Source organism: Flavobacterium sp., from assembly GCF_044339515.1.
Lineage (GTDB): Bacteria > Bacteroidota > Bacteroidia > Flavobacteriales > Flavobacteriaceae > Flavobacterium.
Map to the genome: position 1 here is coordinate 1 of NZ_JBIIVK010000045.1, position 20,846 is coordinate 20,846.

Annotated in this window: 21 protein-coding genes; 11 read left to right on the forward strand and 10 right to left on the reverse strand. The window is 33.7% G+C overall.

The window, feature by feature from the left end; all coding sequences use genetic code 11:
* Window positions 1-248 precede the first annotated feature (248 nt).
* The 7 genes from ACIQ0M_RS11900 to ACIQ0M_RS11930 are packed head-to-tail and all read right to left on the reverse strand — an operon-like array spanning window position 249 to window position 7,068.
* Window positions 249-1,706, reverse strand: coding sequence for an oligosaccharide flippase family protein (locus ACIQ0M_RS11900; protein WP_396152501.1), 1,458 nt, complete (start codon window positions 1,704-1,706; stop codon window positions 249-251).
* A 25-nt stretch (window positions 1,707-1,731) separates the two neighbouring features.
* Window positions 1,732-2,319: a hypothetical protein gene (locus tag ACIQ0M_RS11905; protein WP_396152503.1), complete on the reverse strand. Its 588-nt coding sequence runs from the start codon at window positions 2,317-2,319 to the stop codon at window positions 1,732-1,734.
* Between the two features lie 8 nt (window positions 2,320-2,327).
* Complete coding sequence (locus ACIQ0M_RS11910; RefSeq protein WP_396152557.1) at window positions 2,328-3,620, reverse strand: glycosyltransferase family 4 protein; 1,293 nt, start codon at window positions 3,618-3,620, stop codon at window positions 2,328-2,330.
* A 50-nt stretch (window positions 3,621-3,670) separates the two neighbouring features.
* Window positions 3,671-4,138: a hypothetical protein gene (locus ACIQ0M_RS11915; protein ID WP_396152505.1), complete on the reverse strand. Its 468-nt coding sequence runs from the start codon at window positions 4,136-4,138 to the stop codon at window positions 3,671-3,673.
* Window positions 4,135-4,302 (reverse strand): hypothetical protein, encoded by a 168-nt coding sequence (locus ACIQ0M_RS11920; RefSeq protein ID WP_396152507.1) that lies wholly within the window; start codon window positions 4,300-4,302, stop codon window positions 4,135-4,137. The genes ACIQ0M_RS11915 and ACIQ0M_RS11920 overlap by 4 nt, the downstream gene beginning before the upstream one ends.
* Window positions 4,303-4,327: 25 nt before the next feature.
* A complete protein-coding gene (locus tag ACIQ0M_RS11925; protein ID WP_396152509.1) occupies window positions 4,328-6,754 on the reverse strand; it encodes a YfhO family protein in 2,427 nt (808 codons plus the stop codon).
* 47 nt (window positions 6,755-6,801) lie between these two features.
* Complete coding sequence (locus ACIQ0M_RS11930; protein ID WP_396152511.1) at window positions 6,802-7,068, reverse strand: DUF4834 family protein; 267 nt, start codon at window positions 7,066-7,068, stop codon at window positions 6,802-6,804.
* A 120-nt stretch (window positions 7,069-7,188) separates the two neighbouring features.
* Between ACIQ0M_RS11930 and ACIQ0M_RS11935 the strand changes: the two genes are divergently transcribed.
* Window positions 7,189-8,151, forward strand: coding sequence for a transporter (locus ACIQ0M_RS11935; protein WP_396152513.1), 963 nt, complete (start codon window positions 7,189-7,191; stop codon window positions 8,149-8,151).
* A gap of 4 nt (window positions 8,152-8,155) precedes the next feature.
* Complete coding sequence (locus ACIQ0M_RS11940; RefSeq protein WP_396152514.1) at window positions 8,156-9,274, forward strand: GTP cyclohydrolase; 1,119 nt, start codon at window positions 8,156-8,158, stop codon at window positions 9,272-9,274.
* A gap of 57 nt (window positions 9,275-9,331) precedes the next feature.
* Here the strand turns inward: ACIQ0M_RS11940 and ACIQ0M_RS11945 are convergent, their stop codons facing one another.
* Window positions 9,332-10,591: an aminotransferase class I/II-fold pyridoxal phosphate-dependent enzyme gene (locus tag ACIQ0M_RS11945; protein ID WP_396152516.1), complete on the reverse strand. Its 1,260-nt coding sequence runs from the start codon at window positions 10,589-10,591 to the stop codon at window positions 9,332-9,334.
* 165 nt (window positions 10,592-10,756) lie between these two features.
* On the opposite strand from ACIQ0M_RS11945, the gene ACIQ0M_RS11950 reads away from it, so the two are divergent.
* On the forward strand, window positions 10,757-11,512 hold the full coding sequence (locus ACIQ0M_RS11950; RefSeq protein WP_396152518.1) for an NYN domain-containing protein: 756 nt from the start codon (window positions 10,757-10,759) through the stop codon (window positions 11,510-11,512).
* Window positions 11,513-11,517: 5 nt separating this feature from the next.
* Window positions 11,518-12,246, forward strand: coding sequence for a DUF6090 family protein (locus tag ACIQ0M_RS11955; protein WP_396152520.1), 729 nt, complete (start codon window positions 11,518-11,520; stop codon window positions 12,244-12,246).
* Window positions 12,247-12,290: 44 nt separating this feature from the next.
* Here ACIQ0M_RS11955 and ACIQ0M_RS11960 read toward each other — a convergent pair whose 3' ends face one another.
* A complete protein-coding gene (locus tag ACIQ0M_RS11960) occupies window positions 12,291-12,920 on the reverse strand; it encodes a hemolysin III family protein (protein WP_396152522.1) in 630 nt (209 codons plus the stop codon).
* Window positions 12,921-12,993: 73 nt separating this feature from the next.
* Here ACIQ0M_RS11960 and ACIQ0M_RS11965 point away from each other — a divergent pair, with 73 nt between their 5' ends.
* The 3 genes from ACIQ0M_RS11965 (at window position 12,994) to ACIQ0M_RS11975 (ending at window position 16,451) form a co-directional block, all read left to right on the forward strand.
* A complete protein-coding gene (locus tag ACIQ0M_RS11965) occupies window positions 12,994-13,575 on the forward strand; it encodes a non-canonical purine NTP diphosphatase (RefSeq protein ID WP_396152524.1) in 582 nt (193 codons plus the stop codon).
* A gap of 153 nt (window positions 13,576-13,728) precedes the next feature.
* Complete coding sequence (locus ACIQ0M_RS11970; RefSeq protein ID WP_396152526.1) at window positions 13,729-15,600, forward strand: DEAD/DEAH box helicase; 1,872 nt, start codon at window positions 13,729-13,731, stop codon at window positions 15,598-15,600.
* 86 nt (window positions 15,601-15,686) lie between these two features.
* Complete coding sequence (locus ACIQ0M_RS11975) at window positions 15,687-16,451, forward strand: carboxypeptidase-like regulatory domain-containing protein (RefSeq protein ID WP_396152528.1); 765 nt, start codon at window positions 15,687-15,689, stop codon at window positions 16,449-16,451.
* Between the two features lie 150 nt (window positions 16,452-16,601).
* Here the strand turns inward: ACIQ0M_RS11975 and ACIQ0M_RS11980 are convergent, their stop codons facing one another.
* Window positions 16,602-17,267 carry a TrmH family RNA methyltransferase gene (locus ACIQ0M_RS11980; protein ID WP_396152530.1) on the reverse strand — a complete coding sequence of 222 codons (666 nt, stop codon included), beginning with the start codon at window positions 17,265-17,267 and terminating at the stop codon, window positions 16,602-16,604.
* Window positions 17,268-17,323: 56 nt separating this feature from the next.
* Between ACIQ0M_RS11980 and ACIQ0M_RS11985 the strand changes: the two genes are divergently transcribed.
* The 4 genes from ACIQ0M_RS11985 (at window position 17,324) to purB (ending at window position 20,838) form a co-directional block, all read left to right on the forward strand.
* A complete protein-coding gene (locus ACIQ0M_RS11985) occupies window positions 17,324-17,857 on the forward strand; it encodes an RNA polymerase sigma factor (protein WP_396152532.1) in 534 nt (177 codons plus the stop codon).
* Window positions 17,854-18,651, forward strand: a complete 798-nt coding sequence (locus ACIQ0M_RS11990) for an anti-sigma factor domain-containing protein (protein WP_396152534.1) — start codon at window positions 17,854-17,856, stop codon at window positions 18,649-18,651. Before ACIQ0M_RS11985 ends, ACIQ0M_RS11990 begins: the two co-directional genes overlap by 4 nt.
* A gap of 48 nt (window positions 18,652-18,699) precedes the next feature.
* A complete protein-coding gene (locus ACIQ0M_RS11995; protein ID WP_396152536.1) occupies window positions 18,700-19,389 on the forward strand; it encodes an SIR2 family NAD-dependent protein deacylase in 690 nt (229 codons plus the stop codon).
* Window positions 19,390-19,491: 102 nt separating this feature from the next.
* Entirely contained in the window at window positions 19,492-20,838 is a 1,347-nt protein-coding gene (purB, locus tag ACIQ0M_RS12000; RefSeq protein ID WP_396152538.1) for an adenylosuccinate lyase, read from the forward strand.
* Window positions 20,839-20,846: the final 8 nt, after the last annotated feature.

Genomic DNA, 20,846 nt, shown 5'->3' on the forward strand with positions numbered 1-20,846 from the left:
TACTACCTACAAAAGCGTCAATAAATCGAACGGGGTTCTCAGCTGAAATGGTATCTTCTAAACTCGATACTTGTAACTGGTTACGGGAAATTCCTTGGATACGTTGCATCTTTAAATATAAACCTTTTCTGTTTTTCTTACAAGTTTTTTGGTATATTTGTTAAAGAGATTGTGGAGGTTTTTTCACAGTCTGACGTTAGCTTACATTAAAAAAACGAGACGAAAATTGAAGGACATTGTGATAACCATCAAAACTTAGCGAAAAACCCTTTAATTACGCCATTTATATCATCTGAAGTCTTGCATTTATAGTTCAAAAACCAATAAAATAAACTAATTAAAACCGATTTCAATACAATATTCAAAATCGGGTGAAAGGAAAAATTCCAAAAATAAAAGACAATAAATGTTAAGGCAATAATGCCTAATGAAACAATTGTTTTTTTAGAAAAAGGAAATAAATCCATTTTAAAAACCACAAATAAAAATTTGGCTATGCTGTATAAGCCAATTGAAATTAATGTGGCAATGGCAGCTCCTTCAATACCAAAATTCGGAATAAAATACATATTCAAACTTACAGTCAGAACAACCAAACACAAACCCAACAACAAAACTGTTCTGTAATATTTTGAATTAAAAATGATGGAATTATTATTTCCCAACATCAAATCAAAGAATTTTGAAAAGGAAATTAAAAAAACTACTGCTACTCCACCACTGTATTTTTCGGGTAACAATGCATAGACTTGGTGAATATTTGTTAAAATTCCTAGCATGATAAATCCGCCAATAACTTGCAAAGTAATGGCCGTTTTTTTGTATAAATCGTTCAATTCATCATGTTTTTTTCTAGCCATTAAATCGGTTGTAATCGGATGCGTAATTTGATGCATGGCCCGCATCGGTACAGAAATCGTCAACGCAATAAAAATCGCTACCGAATAATACGCCGCTTCGCTAATTGGAATGTATTGTCCAATCATAAACTTATCAATATCCAACAAAAGCACTGCGATACTGGAGGAAAAAATAATAAATGCTGAGTAAACAATGACTTCTTTTTTTTCCTTCGGAAACTTTAAATGAAATTGTGGTTTTCTCACTTTAAAGGCTACCAAGGCCATCAGTAACATCATGGTAAAATAGATAAAAACCAAACTGTATACAAACTGAATATTACTGATCCAATCAAAATAAACCGCAAATAAAAAAATACTAATAAAAACACGTAGTAAAACTTCTTTCACAAAATTGCCAAAAACCGATTGTAAATGCACTTTCACCCAGGCATAAAAAATTTCAAAATAACCCATAAATAAACCAATCACCGGAATCATCCAAACATAATCATGAATGATTTGATTTTTTTGCGAAAGTAGATTGGCAGTTTCTCCATAAAACAGAAACAAAATCAAAAAGATTGGAATAATAATTACGAATGGTAAAACTAAAACTAAATTCAGAAATCGGGATTTTTCCTCCTCAGATTGATGTTCGGAATAAAACTTAACTAATGTATTTTGAATTCCGAACGCCATTAATGGCATCATAATATTGGCAGAAGAAAGTAAAAAAGCAGTCAATCCGTAATAATCTTCTCCTAAAAAATGCGTGTACATAAACAATGCATTCGTGGCACCAATAGCAAAACCAATAAAGGTAATGATGGTGTTTTTGATGGATTGATTGAGTACGATGCCCATTGATTAGATTTTTAAATTGTTAGATTTATTCTACACAATAATCGTTATAATAATTGACAATTTCATCAATTTGGTTTTTGCGTAATTTACCGCTTTTAATCTTTTCAACTAAAACTTCACAATCACTCAAATAATCCATAATTTGATTTTTAAAATTATGATTTAAGTCTATTGGAAACTCTTCAAAATCCCGCTTTACATAAATATCCGGCATATCGGCATTTGGATCAAAAAAGTTAAAAGAACGCATTGGTGACCTTATGTTATCTTGCAGGTTGTTCCAACCATTTTTGTTACGAGTAAAATCGGAGTACAAGGTTACTTCACCTTCAGTAACCACTTCAAACAATCTTGGTTTAACACGTTCATTTATTTGCAGGTATTCATAAATAAAAACCGTATTATAACCGTAAAAAATGACTCGTTTAACCATATTTTCGTCCCATTCGTCGGTTTTATCTTTTAATGTTAATCTGAATAGAATTTTGTTGTTTTTGATGGTTGCAAAACCTTCTAATTCGGTTTCATCAATAAAAATAAGCTTCGCTTGATCTGTTTGACAAAAACCCAATTGAACAAAAAGCAGTAGTAGTAATCCAATTATAAACCGCATACCTGTAATTATTCTTTTAAAAAATTAACTAACTGACCCGTGAGACTTTTTCTACTATAGTACTGTAAACCAACAGGATAAACTTTTAAATTATTTTGTTTATAAAGCTGATAATGAGTCAAAATCGTTTCCTTCAGCTTTTCTTTCTCTTGATAAGTAAAAAACTGACCTGTGTTGGTTTCTTTTAAAATCCCTTCAAAATCTGAGGCTTTCGGCCCAATGGCAATAATCGGACGTTCTGAAACCATGTATTCAAACAATTTTCCGGGAATGATGCAACGGGTTTCTTCTGAATCAATTTCAATTAACAGCAATACTTGTGAAGTTCGTTGATGTACAATAGCCTCACCGTGTGATATATAACCTAAATTATTTACAAATTTACTTAACTTGAATTCATCAATCGTTTCCAAAACTTCTTGACTTACTTTTCCAATCAATTTCAATTGAAAATCAGATTCAAATTCTTTGTTTTCTTCGACTAATTCTTTTAATGCTTTCCACAAAATGCTTGGGTTTCTGTCGGATAAAAAAGAACCGATGTGAGCGATGGAAAATTTATCATCTAATTCGGATTTATTTACTTTTTCAACATCATAGCCATTTGTAATTACTTCAATTGGTTTTGCGGTTAAGTTGGAAAACTCACTTTTTGTTGTCGGACTCGTTACAATAATTTTATCAGCTGAATTGAGCACTAACCTTTCCAATTCCTTGTGTTTTGTTTCAGAATTTTCGTTGAGCATCAGTTCTTTGTGATAACCAATGGTTGTCCACGGGTCACGAAAATCGGCAATCCATTTGATGTTGCATTGTTTTTTCAATTGTAAGCCAATTAAATGCAAACTATGTGGTGGACCAGTGGTAATAATGGTTTTAATATGGTGCTTCGCTATATAATCTTTCAAAAAAACAACAGAAGGTTTCACCCACAAAACACGGGCATCGGGAATAAATAAATTCCCACGAAGCCAAAGCATTATTTTTTCAATCAAGGATTGTCTTTTCTTGCTTGGAATGATTCCGGAACTGATTTTTTTGGTATTTTTTTGAGATAAAAATGAAGCCCAACGATACGGTTCTTTGATTTTACTTTTGATGATGATTGCTTTGTTGGAAACTTCATCTATCAATTTTTCATCAACTATCGGATACGTTGGATTTTCAGGAATGTAAACATGTGGCTCAAAACCAAAGTCCGGTAAATATTTCACAAATTTTAGCCAACGTTGCACACCGGGACCACCGGCTGGAGGCCAGTAGTAGGTAATGATTAGAATTTTTTGTGCTTCTGGTTTCAGTTTATTCTTGGTTAAAGTTTTTTATATAGTTGCCTGAAAAGTAAAAAATGTTACTCTTTATTCGGATTATTGATTTTATTTAATTCCTCTAAATCTAATTGATCCTTTAATCGATTCGTTGCTTTTTTTGCGATAATTAGGTTATCGTAATCAATAAAATTTACAGCAACATTTCCCATTATAACTTTAGTTGCCTTTTCTAACAATTCTTCAAAAGGTACATTTTCTAAACCTTTGATTGAAGTCATAACATCTAGACGCAAACCAAAAAATAAAGTGAAATCTGTCCATCCTGGAATAAATTGCATAGTTTCTATTGATTCAAAATCTCCAATTCCAATTTCAATAAAAGCTTTTCTTAAATTTTTTCTATTTTCTAATGAGTCTTCAATCAAAATATCCAAATCACCAGTATTTCTTGAATAACCATAAATATTTACTGCAAAACCTCCAATCGTAATGTATTTTACATTATTTACTTCAAAAACTTTCCAAATATTTATTATTTCTTCAATCATTTTTTATTTGGATAAACTTTAGGTGCATTTTTTAAAGCATAAGAAATTTCCATTAACTTTAAGAAATTTTCAAGTCGTTGAGCATAAGAAAGCTTTTTAATTTCAGCAATTCTTTTAGCTTCTCTTTCTTCAATTTTTTCTTTATTTATTTCAGGTTTTTTCATACTACATTAATTATATGAAAATCAATCATTTATTCTTTTCCTTTATTTCAAAATAAATTCCACCCGCCAAAAGTAACAACATTCCAATAGAACTAAATAATGCAATCGAACTTCCGGTTCTCACCACCTCCGGTTCAAATTTGAATTCAATCGTATGTTTTCCTGCCGGAAGTTCTATTGCTCTTAGAACAAAATTTGCTCTAATTTGCTCCGTTTCTTTTCCATCAATAGTGATTTTCCAACCTTTTGGATAATAAATTTCCGAAAAAACAGCCAAACCTTTATTTGCATTTTGAGAAGTATATTTGAGATAATTGGGTTTGTATTCTTCTAAGGTGATGGTTGCTAAACTATCTTTTACAAACGATTGAGCACTCACTTTTTTCATAAATTCTTTATCAACAACCGCTTCATTTTTTGTATCTAAACTGTCCAATGCACGCATTTCTTCATCTGCATTTTGAACGACTTTCACATTACTCACAAACCACGCATTGCCATTGGCATTCGGATTTTGCAAGGGAATGGATTGACCTTCCTCTGTAGTTTGAATAACATATTTTACATTCAACATATTCAATACTTGAATGTTATTGTTGGCAATTTGATAATCATACAATTGCTGAATGCGTTGTGGTTTAACGGCACTATAACCACCAATGGCTTTATGAAAATAAGAAGTTCTTGCTCCCGCCATTTCTTGGCTTGGTTCAAAAACACGGAAATTTGGATCTTTATCCTCCAAAATTTTTAAATCGGCTTCGGTAGGCTGAAAAGGTTGGTTAACTTGTCTTGCATTGACAAAATCATCCGCATTCACATAATTTTTGGCAATTACAAATAAATCCAAAACCATCAACGAACCAATTAAAATAACAGCGATAATTTGTGATACTTTCTCTTTGATAAACAACCAAAAAAGAGCAAAAACAGCTAAAATCAATCCCATCGAGCGAAGCAGGTCAGAAGTATACATGGCCTGTCTATCCTCTATTAATGCTTTTACAAAAGGTTCTCCAATTTCTCCATATACTTGTTTGTAATATGCATCACTTTCAGATGAAAAGTTAAACATTCCTTTGAAAACAAATAGCAACGCAAAAATTCCAATCGCAATTGCCGAAGATTTCCAAAGTGCTTTCCATTGTTCTTCTTTTTCTACTTTAAAAAATGAATACAGTCCCAAAACAGCTAAAACAGGCATACATAATTCTAAGATGACTTGTATGGAAGAAACCGCTCTAAATTTATTATACAACGGAAAATAATCAATAAAAAAGTCGGTTAGAATCGGGAAATTTTTTCCCCAAGAAAGCAATAATGAAAAAATCGCCCCCACTAAAAAAGCATATTTCAATTTGCGTTTCTCTGTGAACATTGCCAATACAAAAAGGAAAAACACAATCGCTCCAATATAAGCCGGAGCAGCAACAATGGGTTGATCTCCCCAATATGTGGGGGCCTGAGAAGCATATTCTAAGGCATCATTTTCAGGAGCACCTAAACCAATAAACATTTCATATAAAGCACTATTCGCTCCGAGTTTTTCAGAATTTCCTCCTCCAAATAATCGAGGAGCAATTAAGTTAAAACTCTCCGCTATTCCATAACTGTATTCGGTGATGTATTCATAAGTCATCCCCGATTTGTTTTCTATTTTTTCACCTTCTAAACCAATGGTTAATTCATTTTTACCTCGGGTACTGAACTCGGTATACTCAGCTGTAGCCAATAAATTCGTTGCATTTGCACCTAATGCCAAAAGTCCGGCAATAGCAAAAACACCAAAAGCAATTCCGATGTTTTTAAACTCTTTCGCTTTGACTAATTTATAACTATAATAAACAGAAATCACTATCAACAACAACAACAAATAATACGTCATTTGAAAGTGATTGGCTTGAATTTCGAGAGCTGCCGCCACCATTGTAAGCAATCCTCCCACAATGAATCGTTTTTGAAAAACAAGTAAAACGCCCGCAATAACCATCGGCATATAGGCAATCGCATGAGCTTTGGCATTATGCCCCACTCCTAAAATAATGATGAGATAAGTAGAAAATCCAAACGCCAACGCTCCAAAAAAAGCTTTGAGCGGATCAACTTTTAAAACACACAAAAGAATATAAAAACCAAGAAAATATAAAAATAAATAATCAGCTGGACGAGGCAAAAAACGCAAAAAACCATCCACAGATTTTACATAATTATGCGGGTATTTCGCTCCTAATTGATAAGTCGGCATTCCGCCGAAAGCAGAGTTTGTCCAAAAGGGTTCATCGCCTGTTTGTTGTCTGAAATCGTTTTGCTCTTTGGCCATTCCGGTATATTGCACAATATCGGATTGCGAAATTTGTTTGCCTTGCAAAACCGGATAAAAATAGACTAGCGAAAGAATCACAAAACCGAAAAAGGCTAAAAGATGCGGAAGAAATTTCTGAAAATACTTCATTCTATGTTTTTAAAAAATCAATGTAAATTTAAACGAAAGTAAACAAACTAATCCACTTCTTCATAATCAATATATTCACCCACTTGTTTTTTGGCTTTTGGCTTTTCAAATGTAGAGGATGTATTCTGAGTAGTTGAATGATTGCCGGCTTGATTCTGATAATTAGTGTGTTGTTTAAAATTCTGTTCTGCTTTTTGAACCATTTTACGCAATAAAATCGGCATTAAAAAACGGGCTAAAATTTTGAAAGCGTAATAAATACCTATAATAATTAGAATAGTTCTCACAAATCCAGGTACAGAAGCTGTTTGCATATTGTAATATTTTCGGTAAAAATAATAATTACGGCGGTCAAAAATAAATTAACATTCTTAAATAAATAATAAAAAGTCTTATTTTTGGTTTCTAATCAGTAATTCAACCTCATTACTACCATGAAAAAAATTAAAAAATTACTTCACATCGCTTTTGTCTTTAGCTTTTCAAGTTTATTGGCTCAGCACACGGATATGATTAATTCTAACCGTCCCGGACTCTCGATGGCGGCTTTTTCGGTTGGAAAAAATGTTTTTCAATTAGAAAGTGGTATTTATGGAATTCGCGAAGACCATAATCTTTCTCGCTACAATTCTAATGGTTTTGGAGTTGATCTAGACCTTCGTTATGGTTTTCTTTTTGAACAATTGGAAGTAATTGGGAATTTTAAATACCAATATGATAAATATTACTCTCCTTTAGTTGAAACCTCTCGAAGCGGATTTAGAAGTACAACCTTTGGAGCAAAATACCTGATTTATGATCCATTTAAAAAAGGTGAAGATAAACCAAACTTATACAGTTGGAAAGCCAATCATAAATTTAAATGGAAACAGTTTATTCCGGCTGTTGGTGTTTATGTAGGAATGAATTTTGGTTTTGCGAACGAAGATTATGCCTTTCCTGATGAACCAAGTATGAGTCCGAAAGTGATGGTAATTGCACAAAATCACTTTGGTACACGTTGGGTTTTGGTAACCAATATTTTTTATGACAAATTCACAACAGATTACAAATCATTGGGTTATATTTTGACTTTAACACGAGGATTTAATCAAAAATGGTCCGGTTTTATTGAGAATCAAGGAATTAAAGGTGACTATTATTCAGATAGTATTTTTAGAATCGGAGCGGCTTATTTACTTCAAAATAATTTGCAAGTAGATGCTTCCATCAGTAAAAACTTTAAAGATACTCCGGATATTTTATATGGAGGCGTTGGCGTTTCGTGGCGTTTTGATAAAAAATACAAGCCTGTTAAAATTGAAACGGACGAAGAAGGTGGAAAAAGAGTTGACAAAAAGAAAAAAGATAAAAAAACTAAAGAAGCAAAAAAACGTGCAGACGAAGTAGAAGGATAAAGCTATGATTACAATTATTGAAGCAAATTCAAAAAAGCTACTTAACGATTACGTTAAATTTCCATTTTCGTTATATAAAAATCACCCGTATTGGGTACCACCATTAATTTCGGATGAGTTGGAAACGTTCAATAAAGAAGAAAATCCAGCCTTTGATAATGCAGAAGCCTATTTTTATTTGGCTTACAAAGAAAATAAAATTATTGGTCGAATAGCTGCCATTATTAATTGGGAAGAAGTCAATAATCAACAAAAAAGAAAAGTACGATTTGGTTGGTGGGATGTGATTGATGACATTGAAGTAACGAAAGCTCTTTTGGAAAAAGTTTACGAGCTCGGACGAAAAAACAACTTAGAATACGTTGAAGGTCCCATGGGCTTTTCAAATTTAGACAAAGTTGGTGTTTTAACTGAAGGCTTTGACCGATTGGGTTCAATGATTACCTGGTATAATTATCCTTATTACAAAGACCATTTAGAGCAATTGGGCTATGTGAGAGAAAAAGAATATTTTGAAAGTGTATTTTCGTTTTCAAATGTAAATCCGGATACATTCATGAAAGCAAGTGAATTGATCCAAAAGCGATACGAATTAAAAACAATCACATTTACAAACACAAAAGACATTCTTCCGTATGTGGATAAAATGTTTGATTTATTCAATACAAGCTATGAAAAATTAGCCTCCTTTGTTGCCGTTTCCGAAAGACAAAAAGCATATTTTAAAAAGAAATACATTCCTTTTGTAAATCCGGAATACATTTTATTTGTAATGGATAAAAATGATAAAATGGTCGCTTTTAGCATCGTTATGCCCGGCTTTTCAGAAGCATTGCAAAAAGCAAACGGACGACTTTTTCCTTTTGGATTTTATCACTTATTGCAAGCGAAAAAACACAGTAAAGAAGTGTTGTTTTATCTCATCGGCATTGATCCTGAATACCAAAACAAAGGCGTAACTGCACTTATTTTTAGAGAATATTATCGCGTTTTTAAAGAAAAAGGAATTACACAATGCAATCGAACTCCTGAATTAGAAGAAAATAATGCGATTCACAATTTATGGAAAAATTTCAATTCGGTGGTAGACCGACGAAGAAGAACCTATCGAATTGATTTATAAAACAAAACCACTCCGTTAAAAGAGTGGTTTTTATTTTTAGAAGCTTTGAGCTTTGTTTTAAGAAACATCTACTGTAGTAGCATCTGCAATTTTTTTATAGGTTCCGCTCACGAGCTTTTCGCGAATGGCTTCAAATGCAGCTAGTGTTTCATTGATGTCCGCTAGGGTGTGAGAAGCTGTTGGTATCATTCGCAACAAAATAATTCCTTTTGGAATCACAGGATAAACCACAATGGAAAGGAAAATTCCATAATTTTCACGTAAATCATTCACCATCACCATTGCTTCCGGAATAGAACCTTCTAAGTAAACCGGGGTTACACACGTGTTAGTGTCACCAATATTAAAGCCACGCTCTTTTAAACCATTTTGAAGAGCATTTACGTTTTCCCATAATTTATCTTTCAATTCAGGATGGTTTCGCAACAACTCTAAACGTTTTAAAGCACCAACGGTTTGAATCATCGGTAATGATTTGGCAAACATTTGTGAACGCAAATTATATTTCAAATAATCGATAATATCCTTATCCGCTGCAATAAAAGCACCAATGCTGGCCATGGATTTGGCAAAGGTTGAAAAATAAATATCAATACCGTCTTGACAACCTTGCTCCTCGCCTGCTCCGGCTCCTGTTTTTCCAAGTGTTCCAAAACCATGAGCATCATCAACCAACAAACGGAAATTGTATTTTTCTTTCATGGCCACAATTTCTTTCAATTTTCCTTGTTGACCACGCATTCCAAATACACCTTCGGTAATAAAGAGAATTCCTCCACCTGTCTCTTCTGCCATTTTTGTAGCACGTTGAAGGTTTTTTTCCATACTTTCCAAATCATTGTGACGATATGTAAATCGCTTCCCCATGTGTAAACGAACCCCATCAATAATACATGCATGTGCATCTACATCATATACAATAATGTCATTTTTAGTTACCAACGCATCAATGGTTGACATAATTCCTTGGTAGCCAAAATTTAACAAATAAGCAGATTCTTTCATGACAAAAGCCGCCAATTCATTTTCTAATTGCTCATGCACATTGGTATGACCACTCATCATTCTTGCTCCCATCGGATAGGCTGCTCCATATTGAATAGCTGCTTCTGTATCAGCTTTACGCACTTCCGGATGATTGGCTAACCCCAAATAATCATTAATACTCCAATTTAGAATTTGTTTTCCGTGAAATTGCATTCGAGGTCCAAGTTCTCCTTCTAATTTTGGGAAAACATAATACCCTTCTGCTTGTGAAGCCCATTTTCCTAATGGTCCTTTATTGTTTTGAATTCTTTCGAATAAATCTTTTACCATGACTTTTTGTGTGTTAAAAAACGTGGCAAAAGTAAGGATTTCAAATCTACTTTCATAATATTTTTAATGGAATGATTGTGAATTATTACCAACAATTATATAAATTGAAAAAGTGTAATGAGAATGTGTTAATATGACTATATTTGATTTATAATTTGATTTTTTATGAGTAAACACGATGACAATGATTTAAAATTAGCCGTTCTGATTGATGCCGATAATGTTCCGTTTAGCAACATTAAAGGAATGATGGAAGAAATTGCAAAATACGGAACACCTACAACCAAACGAATTTACGCCGATTGGACACGACCGAATGCCAATGGCTGGAAGGGTGTTTTGCTTGAAAATGCCATCACACCAATCCAACAATATGGTTATACAACCGGAAAAAACTCCTCTGATTCCGCTTTGATTATTGATGCGATGGATTTGCTATATTCCGGTAAATTGGATGGATTCTGCATTGTTTCGAGCGATAGTGATTTTACAAGACTTGCGATTCGTTTACGTGAATCAGGCATGAAAGTGATTGGTATTGGCGAACAGAAAACACCAAAACCTTTTATAAGTGCATGTGATCGTTTTATCTTTATTGAAGTATTAGAAGGAGCTAAAAAGAAGAAAACAACTGCTGCTTCTACCGATAAAAAGAAAGATGAAAAAATTATGACCAAAATTGATGTGGAAACGATTGATATTATCGAATCCAGCATTGAAGATATTGCAGACGATGACGGTTGGGCATTTTTGGGCGATGTCGGTAATTTGATTGTAAAGAAAAAACCTGAATTTGACCCTCGTAATTTTGGTTTTTCTAAGCTAACTCCGTTAATGAAATCGCTCACCCATTTGTTGGAAATTCACGAGCGTGAATCCGATAAGAAAGGGATTAAACATGTGTATGTTCGATTAAAATAAGTAATATGATCAAATTTTTCAGAAAAATTCGTTTTAACCAGCTCAAAGAAGGCAAATTTTTAAATTATTTAAAATATGCCGTAGGCGAAATTATTCTAGTGGTTATCGGAATTTTGATTGCTGTAAACATCAATAATTACAACGAAAAGCGAAAGCAGCGAAATTTACAACTTTCAATCTTTAAAATAATTAGTGAGGATATGTCCAGCGATACGCTAACTATACATCGAATGAAAACAAATTTCACATTTTTAGATAGTGTTTATCAAAAAATTCTAGCCGGAAAAATGACAAATGATGATTATATTTCCTGCGAAGTATGTGCTAACCTGGTCGGAATGCACAATCCACATACGATCAAAAACAAAGGGTTTAAAATGTTAGAGAATTATGTGGAAAACGAAACCCAATTAAAAGATTCTCTGACATCCGATTTGCTGACATTTTACAATCAAATGGATGATATATTAATTGTTATAAACGATTATTTAAAACAAGAAGTTCATGAAAATCTCAAAGATTGGAAAGAAAATCACGATTGGTTCTATTTAAATCACCAAGAAAGAATTAAAAACGACGAATACCTCACCTATCTTCAAAGTGCTGATTATAAAAACAAAATTGCCATGCAGCAAGTCCTTGTCATAAAAAACAAAAAAGTAATACTGGATGCTTTTAATAAAAATGCAAAAAAATTACTTCCTAGAATTAAAGAAAGAATAAGCGAAAATTAGAATAAATAATATTAAAGTTAAATTTTTTTTCATTTAATTCGAGTTTAAACACTCAAATAAACGGAAACAAAGTGAGCAATTGTTCCAAAAAGTACAAAGAAATGCCAAATTGAATGGTAGTAAAATTTATGGTCTTTTACATAAAAATATACACCAATGGTGTAACTTAATCCACCGATTAAAATCCACATAAAAACAGAAAATGGCATGGTTTGAATCAGTGGCTCTATCACAAAAACAATCATCCAACCCAAGGCTAAATAAAGCAAAACGGAAACAAATTTGAACTTCTTAGTAAAGAAAATTTTAAAGATCATTCCAATTGCAACAATACACCACATAACTCCTAAAAAAACACTGGCTGTATCGTGTGGCAAATAACGAACCATAAGCGGAGTATATGTTCCAGCAATTAAAAAATAGATACTGATGTGATCACCAATTTGCAAGATATCTTTCACTTTGGGATTTTTTGCAGCATGAAATAAAGTAGAAAATGTATAAACCAACAACATTCCAATTCCAAAAGCCAAAACAGAAATGAAAATTGATAATTGATTTTCATTAAACGAATCGATTAACAAAAAAGGCATTGCAATGAGACAAAACAAAATGCCAACGCCATGTGAAATGGCGTTTACAATTTCTTCCTTTCGGGTTTGTTCTCGTTTCATTCGATAATTTTACCAAATTTAAGCAAATCCTTTCAACCTGAAAAAAATCTTTACTTTTGTTGAAAAATATACTATGCAATTCGTTTTCGCTTCCAACAATCCTAATAAAATCAAAGAAATTCAATTATTACTTCCAAAAGAAATTACCATATTGAGTTTGAAAGATATTGACTGTTTGGAAGAAATACCCGAAACAGCAACGACAATCGAAGGAAATGCAATACTAAAGGCCAATTATGTCACCAAAAAATATGGTTATTCCTGTTTTGCCGACGACACCGGATTGGAAGTAGAGGCTTTGAACGGAGAACCCGGCGTTTATTCTGCACGGTATGCCGGTGAGCAAAAAAATGCTGATGATAATATGAATAAATTACTTACCAATTTAGCTGATAAAGAAAATAGAAAGGCCCAATTTAAAACCGTTATTTGTCTAAATTTGAATGGTAATCAACACGTATTTGAAGGCATCATCAAAGGTGAAATTATCAACGGAAAAAGAGGTTCTGAAGGATTTGGGTATGATCCAATTTTTATACCGTACGGCTATGATAAAACCTTTGCCGAAATGCCAATTGCTGAAAAATCCAAAATTAGTCATCGTGGTTTAGCGGTTGAAAAATTAGTAGCTTTTTTAACTAAAGAGCATAGTTAATAATTCAATTTTTACAACACTCCAACACAAATCTTCCATTTACAGGTTTCTATCATTTCTATTAAATTTTACAACTAATTAAAAATCAAGCACTAACACCATTAGTTTTTATGGTTTTAATAACCTACCTTTGCACCCAATTTAAAATACTATATGAATAAATTTGAACAATTAGGTCTTAACGAATCGCTTCTGCTCGCGATTAAAGACCTCGGATTTGAAAATCCATCAGAAGTGCAAGAGAAAGCGATTCCGGTTTTATTAGAAAGTGAAACAGACTTAGTTGCCTTGGCTCAAACAGGAACAGGAAAAACAGCGGCATTTGGTTTCCCGCTTATTCAAAAAATAGATGCCAATAACCGAAATACACAAGCATTAATATTATCACCCACGCGTGAACTTTGTTTGCAAATTACAAATGAATTAAAACTTTATTCTAAATATGAAAAAGGGATAAACGTAGTAGCCGTTTATGGAGGTGCCAGCATATCCGAACAAGCGAGAGAGGTAAAACGTGGTGCTCAAATTATTGTGGCAACACCGGGTAGAATGCAAGATATGATTAATCGTGGGTATGTAAATATTTCACAAATTAACTATTGTATTCTCGATGAAGCGGATGAAATGTTGAACATGGGATTCTATGAAGACATTGTAAGCATTCTATCTACAACACCAGACGAAAAAAACACTTGGTTGTTTTCTGCAACTATGCCGGCAGAAGTTTCCCGTATTGCAAAAAAATTCATGCATGAACCGGTTGAAATTACGGTGGGTACAAAAAATTCAGGTTCAGCTACCGTTTCGCACGAATTTTATTTGGTGAATGCACGTGATCGTTATGAAGCTTTAAAACGTTTAGCAGATGCTAATCCTGATATTTTTTCGGTTGTTTTTTGTAGAACCAAACGTGATACTCAAGCCGTTGCCGAAAAATTAATTGAAGACGGATATAATGCTGCTGCTTTGCATGGCGATTTATCACAAGCACAACGAGATAGCGTAATGAAATCGTTCCGTGGTCGTCAAATTCAAATGTTGGTAGCTACTGATGTGGCAGCACGTGGAATTGACGTAGACAATATTACTCACGTAGTAAATTATCAATTACCGGATGAAATTGAAACCTATAATCACCGTTCAGGTCGTACAGGTCGTGCAGGAAAATTAGGAACTTCCATAGTGATTGTTACCAAAAGTGAATTGCGAAAGATTTCGTCTATCGAACGCATCATCAAACAAAAATTTGAAGAAAAATCAATTCCTTCCGGAATCGAAATTTGTGAAATTCAATTATTACACTTAGCAACTAAAATTAAAGATACCGAAGTAGATCATGAAATTGACAACTACTTACCGGCGATTAATGAAGTTTTAGACGGCTTGTCGAAAGAAGAATTAATTAAGAAAATGGTTTCAGTTGAATTTAACCGTTTTATTAGTTACTATAAGAAAAATAGAGATTTATCAGCTCAAAATGCAGGTTCGGAAAGACGTGACGAGAGAGCACCGAGAGAAAACACCAGCGGAGCCACTCGTTTCTTTGTAAACATTGGTTCAAGAGATAATTTTGATTGGATGCAATTAAAAGATTTCTTGCGTGACACACTAGAATTAGGTCGTGAAGATGTATACAAAGTAGATGTGAAAGAAGGATTTTCTTTCTTTAACACCGACGAAGAGCATACCGACAAAGTAATGGGAATTTTAAACGGAATGGAAATTGAAGGTCGTAGAATCAACGTTGAAATTTCTAAAAACGATGGTGGCGGAAGACGTGACCACAATGGAAGAGGCTCTAGTGGCGGTGGCGGATTTAGAGGCGAAAGAAACTCAGGATCACGCAGTGGAGGCTTCGGACCAAGAAAAGAAGGTGGAGGAGCTCCAAGAGGCGACAGAAAAGAAGGTGGATTTAGACCACGAAGAGAGGGTGGTTCTTCAGAAAGACCAAGAAGAACAGAGGGTGACAGACCTGCAAGCCGTTCTTTTGAAGCCGCAAAAAGCAGAAGACCCAGAAGAAGTTAATCGTATTTGTTAATTTTCTTATAATTATATAGAAACTACAAAATATATTCTTGTGATTTAGTACTTTTAAACCGTTAAATCATGATATGAAATATTTTGTAGTTTTTTTATTATTCATCACTTATCAACTTTCCGCTCAAGAAACGGAACGCACTGAAAAAGTGACCGCTACTATTTTGAACGACAGTGACTCAAAACCTCTAGCCAATGTTAATATCATTAATCTAAATTCCGTTAAAGGAACTATTACTGATGAAAAAGGAATTTTTGAAATCAGTGCACAAACTAATGATACACTACATATTTCATTAATCGGTTTTCAATCCATTCGCGTTAGAGTTACGAACGATTGGTTAAAATCAAAAAACACCCAAATTAAATTGACTGAAAAAGCTATAGCTTTGGAAGAAGTAGTTTTAACTCCTTATAATTTAACCGGCTATCTTCAAGTAGATGCAAAACTAATTCCTGTAAACACCAATCAACGTTACGGAATTTCAGGTCTAAATTATGGTTACGAAGCCGGACAATATTCTCCTAATGCTTTTAATAGAGTACTGGGCTCTATTTTTAATCCTACCGACATGCTTTATAATTTCTTTGGTAATAAACCCCGAGAACTGCGGAAATTAAAGGAAATGAAAAAAGACGATACCGTTAGAAACCTTTTGGAATCAAAATACGACCGGGAAACTATTGCAGTAATGCTTGGTGTTGATAAAAAGGAAATTCCCGAAATCTTGGAGCGATGCAATTATTCAGAATCATTCATCAAAACAGCCAATGATTTACAAGTTTTAGATGCTATCAATGATTGCTACGAAGAATACAAAATTTTGAAAAGAAAGTAGAGACTGATTAATTATTTTAGTTTAGGAATTTCGAAAACTATTAAAAAACTAGTAATGGTATAATCTTTTCTCTATTTTTACTTTAACTCAAAACTTATTGTAAATAACCTGACTTACATTTGAATCTTTTAAACTTGAAAGATGATATTTTTATCCCTCTAAGAACCTCTGCTCTATCCGCTCAATATCCTTTATCGATTTTCTTGCCCAATCAATTCGCTTTATTAAAACTTCTTCATCAGTTAATTTCCAATCCGTGTTAGAATTTCTTAAACGATGGGTTAAATTTTGCAAAATGATGGCTGCTGCTACCGAAATATTCAAACTTTCAGTGAACCCCACCATCGGAATTTTCAAAAAACAATCGGCTTGAGCAAACACATCTTCTGATAAGCCATCTCTTTCTGTCCCAAAAAATAAGGCTGATTTTTTAGAAACATTAAAATCATCCAGCAAACACGAATCAATATGAGGCGAAGTAGCTACAATTTGATATCCTTTTTCTTTCAAAGCATTTATACACGATTGATTTGTTTGATATTGTTTAATATCCACCCATTTTTGAGCTCCCATTGCTATTTCTGCATCAATACTTTTACCAAACTTCTGTTCTACTACATGAAGTCCCTGAATTCCAAACACATCGCAGCTTCGCATCACAGCACTTGTATTGTGCATTTGAAAAACATCTTCGATGGCTACCGTAAAATGGTTAGTTCGCAATTGCAAAATTTCTAAAAACTTAGCTTTTCTGTTTTCCGTCAAAAATCCCTCTAAATATGTTAGGTATTCAGCCGTGTTTAACTTTTCGCTCATACAAAATTGGTTTTTAACTCTTAAGTTGTTATCTTGGCTACATCAAAAAAAAAGGTATGACACAGGAAGAATTACTGCCCCTAATTTACAAAAAAGACGAAAGAGCGTTCACACTTTTATATGACATGTACTCCAAAAGTCTTTTCGGTGTAATTAGTAACCTCATCAAAGACCGTGAAGAAGCCGAAGACGTTTTGCAAGATGTGATTGTAAAAATATGGAAAAATATTGATTCTTATAGCGAAGACAAAGGTAGATTTTACACATGGATTGTCAATATTGCTCGAAACAGCTCAATAGATAAATTGCGTTCGAAAGGATTTAATAACAGCCAAAAAAACCTATCAGCCGATAATTTCGTACATCTACTTGACGATAATACACGACTTAACAATAAAATTGATTCCATTGGAATTCAAGAATTTGTTAAAAAATTAAAACCTAAATGCATTAAGATTATCGACTTATTATTCTTCAAAGGCTACACCCAACAAGAAGCATCAGACGAGCTCGAAATTCCGTTAGGAACCGTTAAAACACAAAACAGAAACTGTATTAACGAATTAAGAAACTTATTACAAGTATCATGAGTACACAAGAATATATAGAATCAGGGATTCTGGAATTGTATGTTTATGGAAAATTAAACGACTCCGAAATTGAAGAAGTTGTAAAAATGGCCAAACAGCATACCGAGATACAGGCGGAAATTGTAGAGATTGAAAACGCGATAGTTTATCTTTCGGGTAGCGTTGCTCCACGTTTGTCTGGCAAAAATTACGAAGCAATCAAACAACAAATTTTTGGAGATACTACCAAAGTTGTTGAATTGAAACCGCAAGAAAAACCAAAATCCGGCATAAGTCAATACCTTGGATGGGCGGCAGCAATTGTTTTCCTGGTAGGTGGCGGCTATTTATTCCAACAAGTGGAAGGTAAAAAAGATGCTATTGCTAACATCGAAAAAGAAAAAGGTAAATTACAACAAGCCGTTGTGGATTTAGAATTGAAAAACAAAGCAAACGAAGAAACTTTAGCTTTATTGAGAGATCCTAAAAACACAGTTGTTCCTTTAGCCGGTCAAGAAGTTTCACCAACATCCTATGCCAAAGTATATTGGAATCAAGAAACGCAAACAGTTTACATTGATGGTGCAGGATTACCTGAACCACCGGAAGGATATGTTTATCAAGTTTGGGCATTAAAACTAAATCCGCTAACTCCTTTGAGCATAGGTCTTTTAGATGATTTTAAAGGTGACAACAAAAGAATTTTTGCAGTTGATAATGTCGTAGAAGCCGAAGCCTTCGGAATTACTCTTGAACCTTCAGGAGGCAGTGCTAGCCCTACTTTAGAACAATTATACACCTTAGGAAAAGTTTAAAAATATATAATCTAAGCCCTTTCATATTGAGAGGGTTTCTTTTTAGAGATGAAAAAATTAGTCGTTTTAAGTGGTGCCGGAATTAGTGCCGAAAGTGGTATTAAAACCTTTCGAGATGCAGACGGACTTTGGGAAGGTCATGACATCATGGAAGTGGCTTCACCTTTGGGATGGAATAATAATCCTGAACTTGTCTTGGATTTTTATAACAAAAGAAGAAGGCAACTACACGAAGTTCAACCCAATCAAGGACATTCTATTTTAGCTGAATTGGAAAACCATTTTGATGTGCATATCATCACTCAAAACGTTGATAATTTGCATGAAAAAGCCGGAAGTACAAAGGTTTTACATTTGCATGGCGAATTACTGAAAGTTCGCAGTACAAAAGATGAGAATTATATTTTGGATTGGAATGATGATCTAACAACAGCACACAAAGATCCTAACGGAAACCAAATGCGACCCCATATTGTTTGGTTTGGTGAAGATGTTCCTGCCATTGAAGTGGCAATTGAATTGGCAGAACAAGCTGATATTTTTATTGTTATCGGAACCTCGTTACAAGTCTATCCTGCTGCAGGAATTATGCATTACACAAAACCAGAAACACCTGTTTACTATATTGATCCAAAACCGGCAAGTGTGGTTCAATTAGCAAATCCGTTAGAGATTATTCCACTTTCAGGTTCTGAAGGAATGAAGATGCTGAAAGAAAGGTTGCAACTATTGAAATAACTTTTTATCGGTCGAATTTTCTTTTACCTTTTTGCATTAAACCCTATATTTGCAATTCTAAAAATTTCCAATAATTTTCAGATTAACTCAACAACACAACGCATGATTGCATTAAACGAATTAAATGCCATTTCTCCGATTGACGGTCGATACCGTAACAAAACGGTTTCCCTAGCAGCTTACTTTTCAGAAGAAGCACTTATAAAATACAGAGTTTTAGTTGAAATTGAGTATTTTATTGCTCTTTGTCAAATTCCGTTACCGCAATTACAATCGGTGGATACAAGCGTATTTGAAAAACTGAGGGATTTATACCGTTACTTTTCAACTGAAGATGCTTTATCCATTAAAGAAATTGAAAAAACAACCAATCACGATGTAAAAGCCGTTGAATATTTTATCAAAAATGGTTTTGACAAATTAGGATTGGAAAATCATAAAGAATTCATTCACTTTGGTTTAACGTCACAAGACATCAACAACACAGCCATTCCACTTTCTGTAAAAGAGAGTTTTGAAAAAGTATATTTACCACTTTTAGTCAATGTTATTTCAAAATTAAAAGATTTAAGTCAGGAATGGAGAGATGTTCCAATGCTTGCACGTACACACGGACAACCGGCCTCTCCTACCCGATTAGGAAAAGAACTTGGTGTTTTTGTTGAGCGTTTGGAAGAACAAATGCGTCAGTTATTCAACATTCCGTTTGCGGCAAAATTTGGTGGTGCAACCGGAAATTACAACGCTCATCACGTAGCTTATCCTCAAATAGATTGGAAAAAATTTGGTACCTCTTTTGTAGAAGAAACGTTAGGACTTCATCATTCATTTCCCACCACACAGATCGAACATTACGATCATATGGCGGCTTATTTTGATTGTTTAAAAAGAATCAATACTATTTTAATCGACTTAGACAGAGATATTTGGACTTATGTTTCAATGGATTATTTTAAACAAAAAATTAAAGCCGGAGAAATTGGTTCATCGGCCATGCCACATAAAGTAAACCCAATTGATTTTGAAAATTCAGAAGGTAATTTAGGAATGGCCAATGCGATTTTTGAACATCTTTCAGCCAAATTACCACTTTCTCGATTACAACGCGATTTAACGGATAGTACGGTTTTACGAAACATTGGTGTGCCAATCGGTCATACATTAATTGGTTTTGAAGCTACATTGAAAGGATTAGATAAATTGCTGTTAAACCAATCTAAATTGGAAGAAGATTTAGAAAGAAATTGGGCAGTTGTAGCCGAAGCAATTCAAACTATCTTACGAAGAGAAGGTTATCCAAATCCTTATGAATCCTTGAAAGGTCTGACTAGAACCAATGAAGTGATGAATCAAAAAACAATTCATGCATTTATTCATAATTTAAGTGTTTCTGACCAAATTAAAGCAGAATTGCTTCAAATTACCCCATCAAATTATTTAGGAATTTAGTTTTTCAT

Coding starts and splice junctions, on each gene's coding strand:
- ACIQ0M_RS11915 (WP_396152505.1), bottom strand. CDS start 4,138: ATGATTGAAGAAATAATAAATATTTGGAAAGTTTTTGAAGTAAATAAT.
- ACIQ0M_RS11950 (WP_396152518.1), top strand. CDS start 10,757: ATGAGTAAACACGATGACAATGATTTAAAATTAGCCGTTCTGATTGAT.
- ACIQ0M_RS11960 (WP_396152522.1), bottom strand. CDS start 12,920: ATGAAACGAGAACAAACCCGAAAGGAAGAAATTGTAAACGCCATTTCA.
- ACIQ0M_RS11970 (WP_396152526.1), top strand. CDS start 13,729: ATGAATAAATTTGAACAATTAGGTCTTAACGAATCGCTTCTGCTCGCG.
- ACIQ0M_RS11920 (WP_396152507.1), bottom strand. CDS start 4,302: ATGAAAAAACCTGAAATAAATAAAGAAAAAATTGAAGAAAGAGAAGCT.
- ACIQ0M_RS11975 (WP_396152528.1), top strand. CDS start 15,687: ATGAAATATTTTGTAGTTTTTTTATTATTCATCACTTATCAACTTTCC.
- ACIQ0M_RS11935 (WP_396152513.1), top strand. CDS start 7,189: ATGAAAAAAATTAAAAAATTACTTCACATCGCTTTTGTCTTTAGCTTT.
- ACIQ0M_RS11945 (WP_396152516.1), bottom strand. CDS start 10,591: ATGGTAAAAGATTTATTCGAAAGAATTCAAAACAATAAAGGACCATTA.
- ACIQ0M_RS11955 (WP_396152520.1), top strand. CDS start 11,518: ATGATCAAATTTTTCAGAAAAATTCGTTTTAACCAGCTCAAAGAAGGC.
- ACIQ0M_RS11965 (WP_396152524.1), top strand. CDS start 12,994: ATGCAATTCGTTTTCGCTTCCAACAATCCTAATAAAATCAAAGAAATT.
- ACIQ0M_RS11900 (WP_396152501.1), bottom strand. CDS start 1,706: ATGGGCATCGTACTCAATCAATCCATCAAAAACACCATCATTACCTTT.
- ACIQ0M_RS11995 (WP_396152536.1), top strand. CDS start 18,700: ATGAAAAAATTAGTCGTTTTAAGTGGTGCCGGAATTAGTGCCGAAAGT.
- ACIQ0M_RS11990 (WP_396152534.1), top strand. CDS start 17,854: ATGAGTACACAAGAATATATAGAATCAGGGATTCTGGAATTGTATGTT.
- ACIQ0M_RS11985 (WP_396152532.1), top strand. CDS start 17,324: ATGACACAGGAAGAATTACTGCCCCTAATTTACAAAAAAGACGAAAGA.
- ACIQ0M_RS11925 (WP_396152509.1), bottom strand. CDS start 6,754: ATGAAGTATTTTCAGAAATTTCTTCCGCATCTTTTAGCCTTTTTCGGT.
- ACIQ0M_RS11930 (WP_396152511.1), bottom strand. CDS start 7,068: ATGCAAACAGCTTCTGTACCTGGATTTGTGAGAACTATTCTAATTATT.
- ACIQ0M_RS11940 (WP_396152514.1), top strand. CDS start 8,156: ATGATTACAATTATTGAAGCAAATTCAAAAAAGCTACTTAACGATTAC.
- ACIQ0M_RS11905 (WP_396152503.1), bottom strand. CDS start 2,319: ATGCGGTTTATAATTGGATTACTACTACTGCTTTTTGTTCAATTGGGT.
- purB (WP_396152538.1), top strand. CDS start 19,492: ATGATTGCATTAAACGAATTAAATGCCATTTCTCCGATTGACGGTCGA.
- ACIQ0M_RS11980 (WP_396152530.1), bottom strand. CDS start 17,267: ATGAGCGAAAAGTTAAACACGGCTGAATACCTAACATATTTAGAGGGA.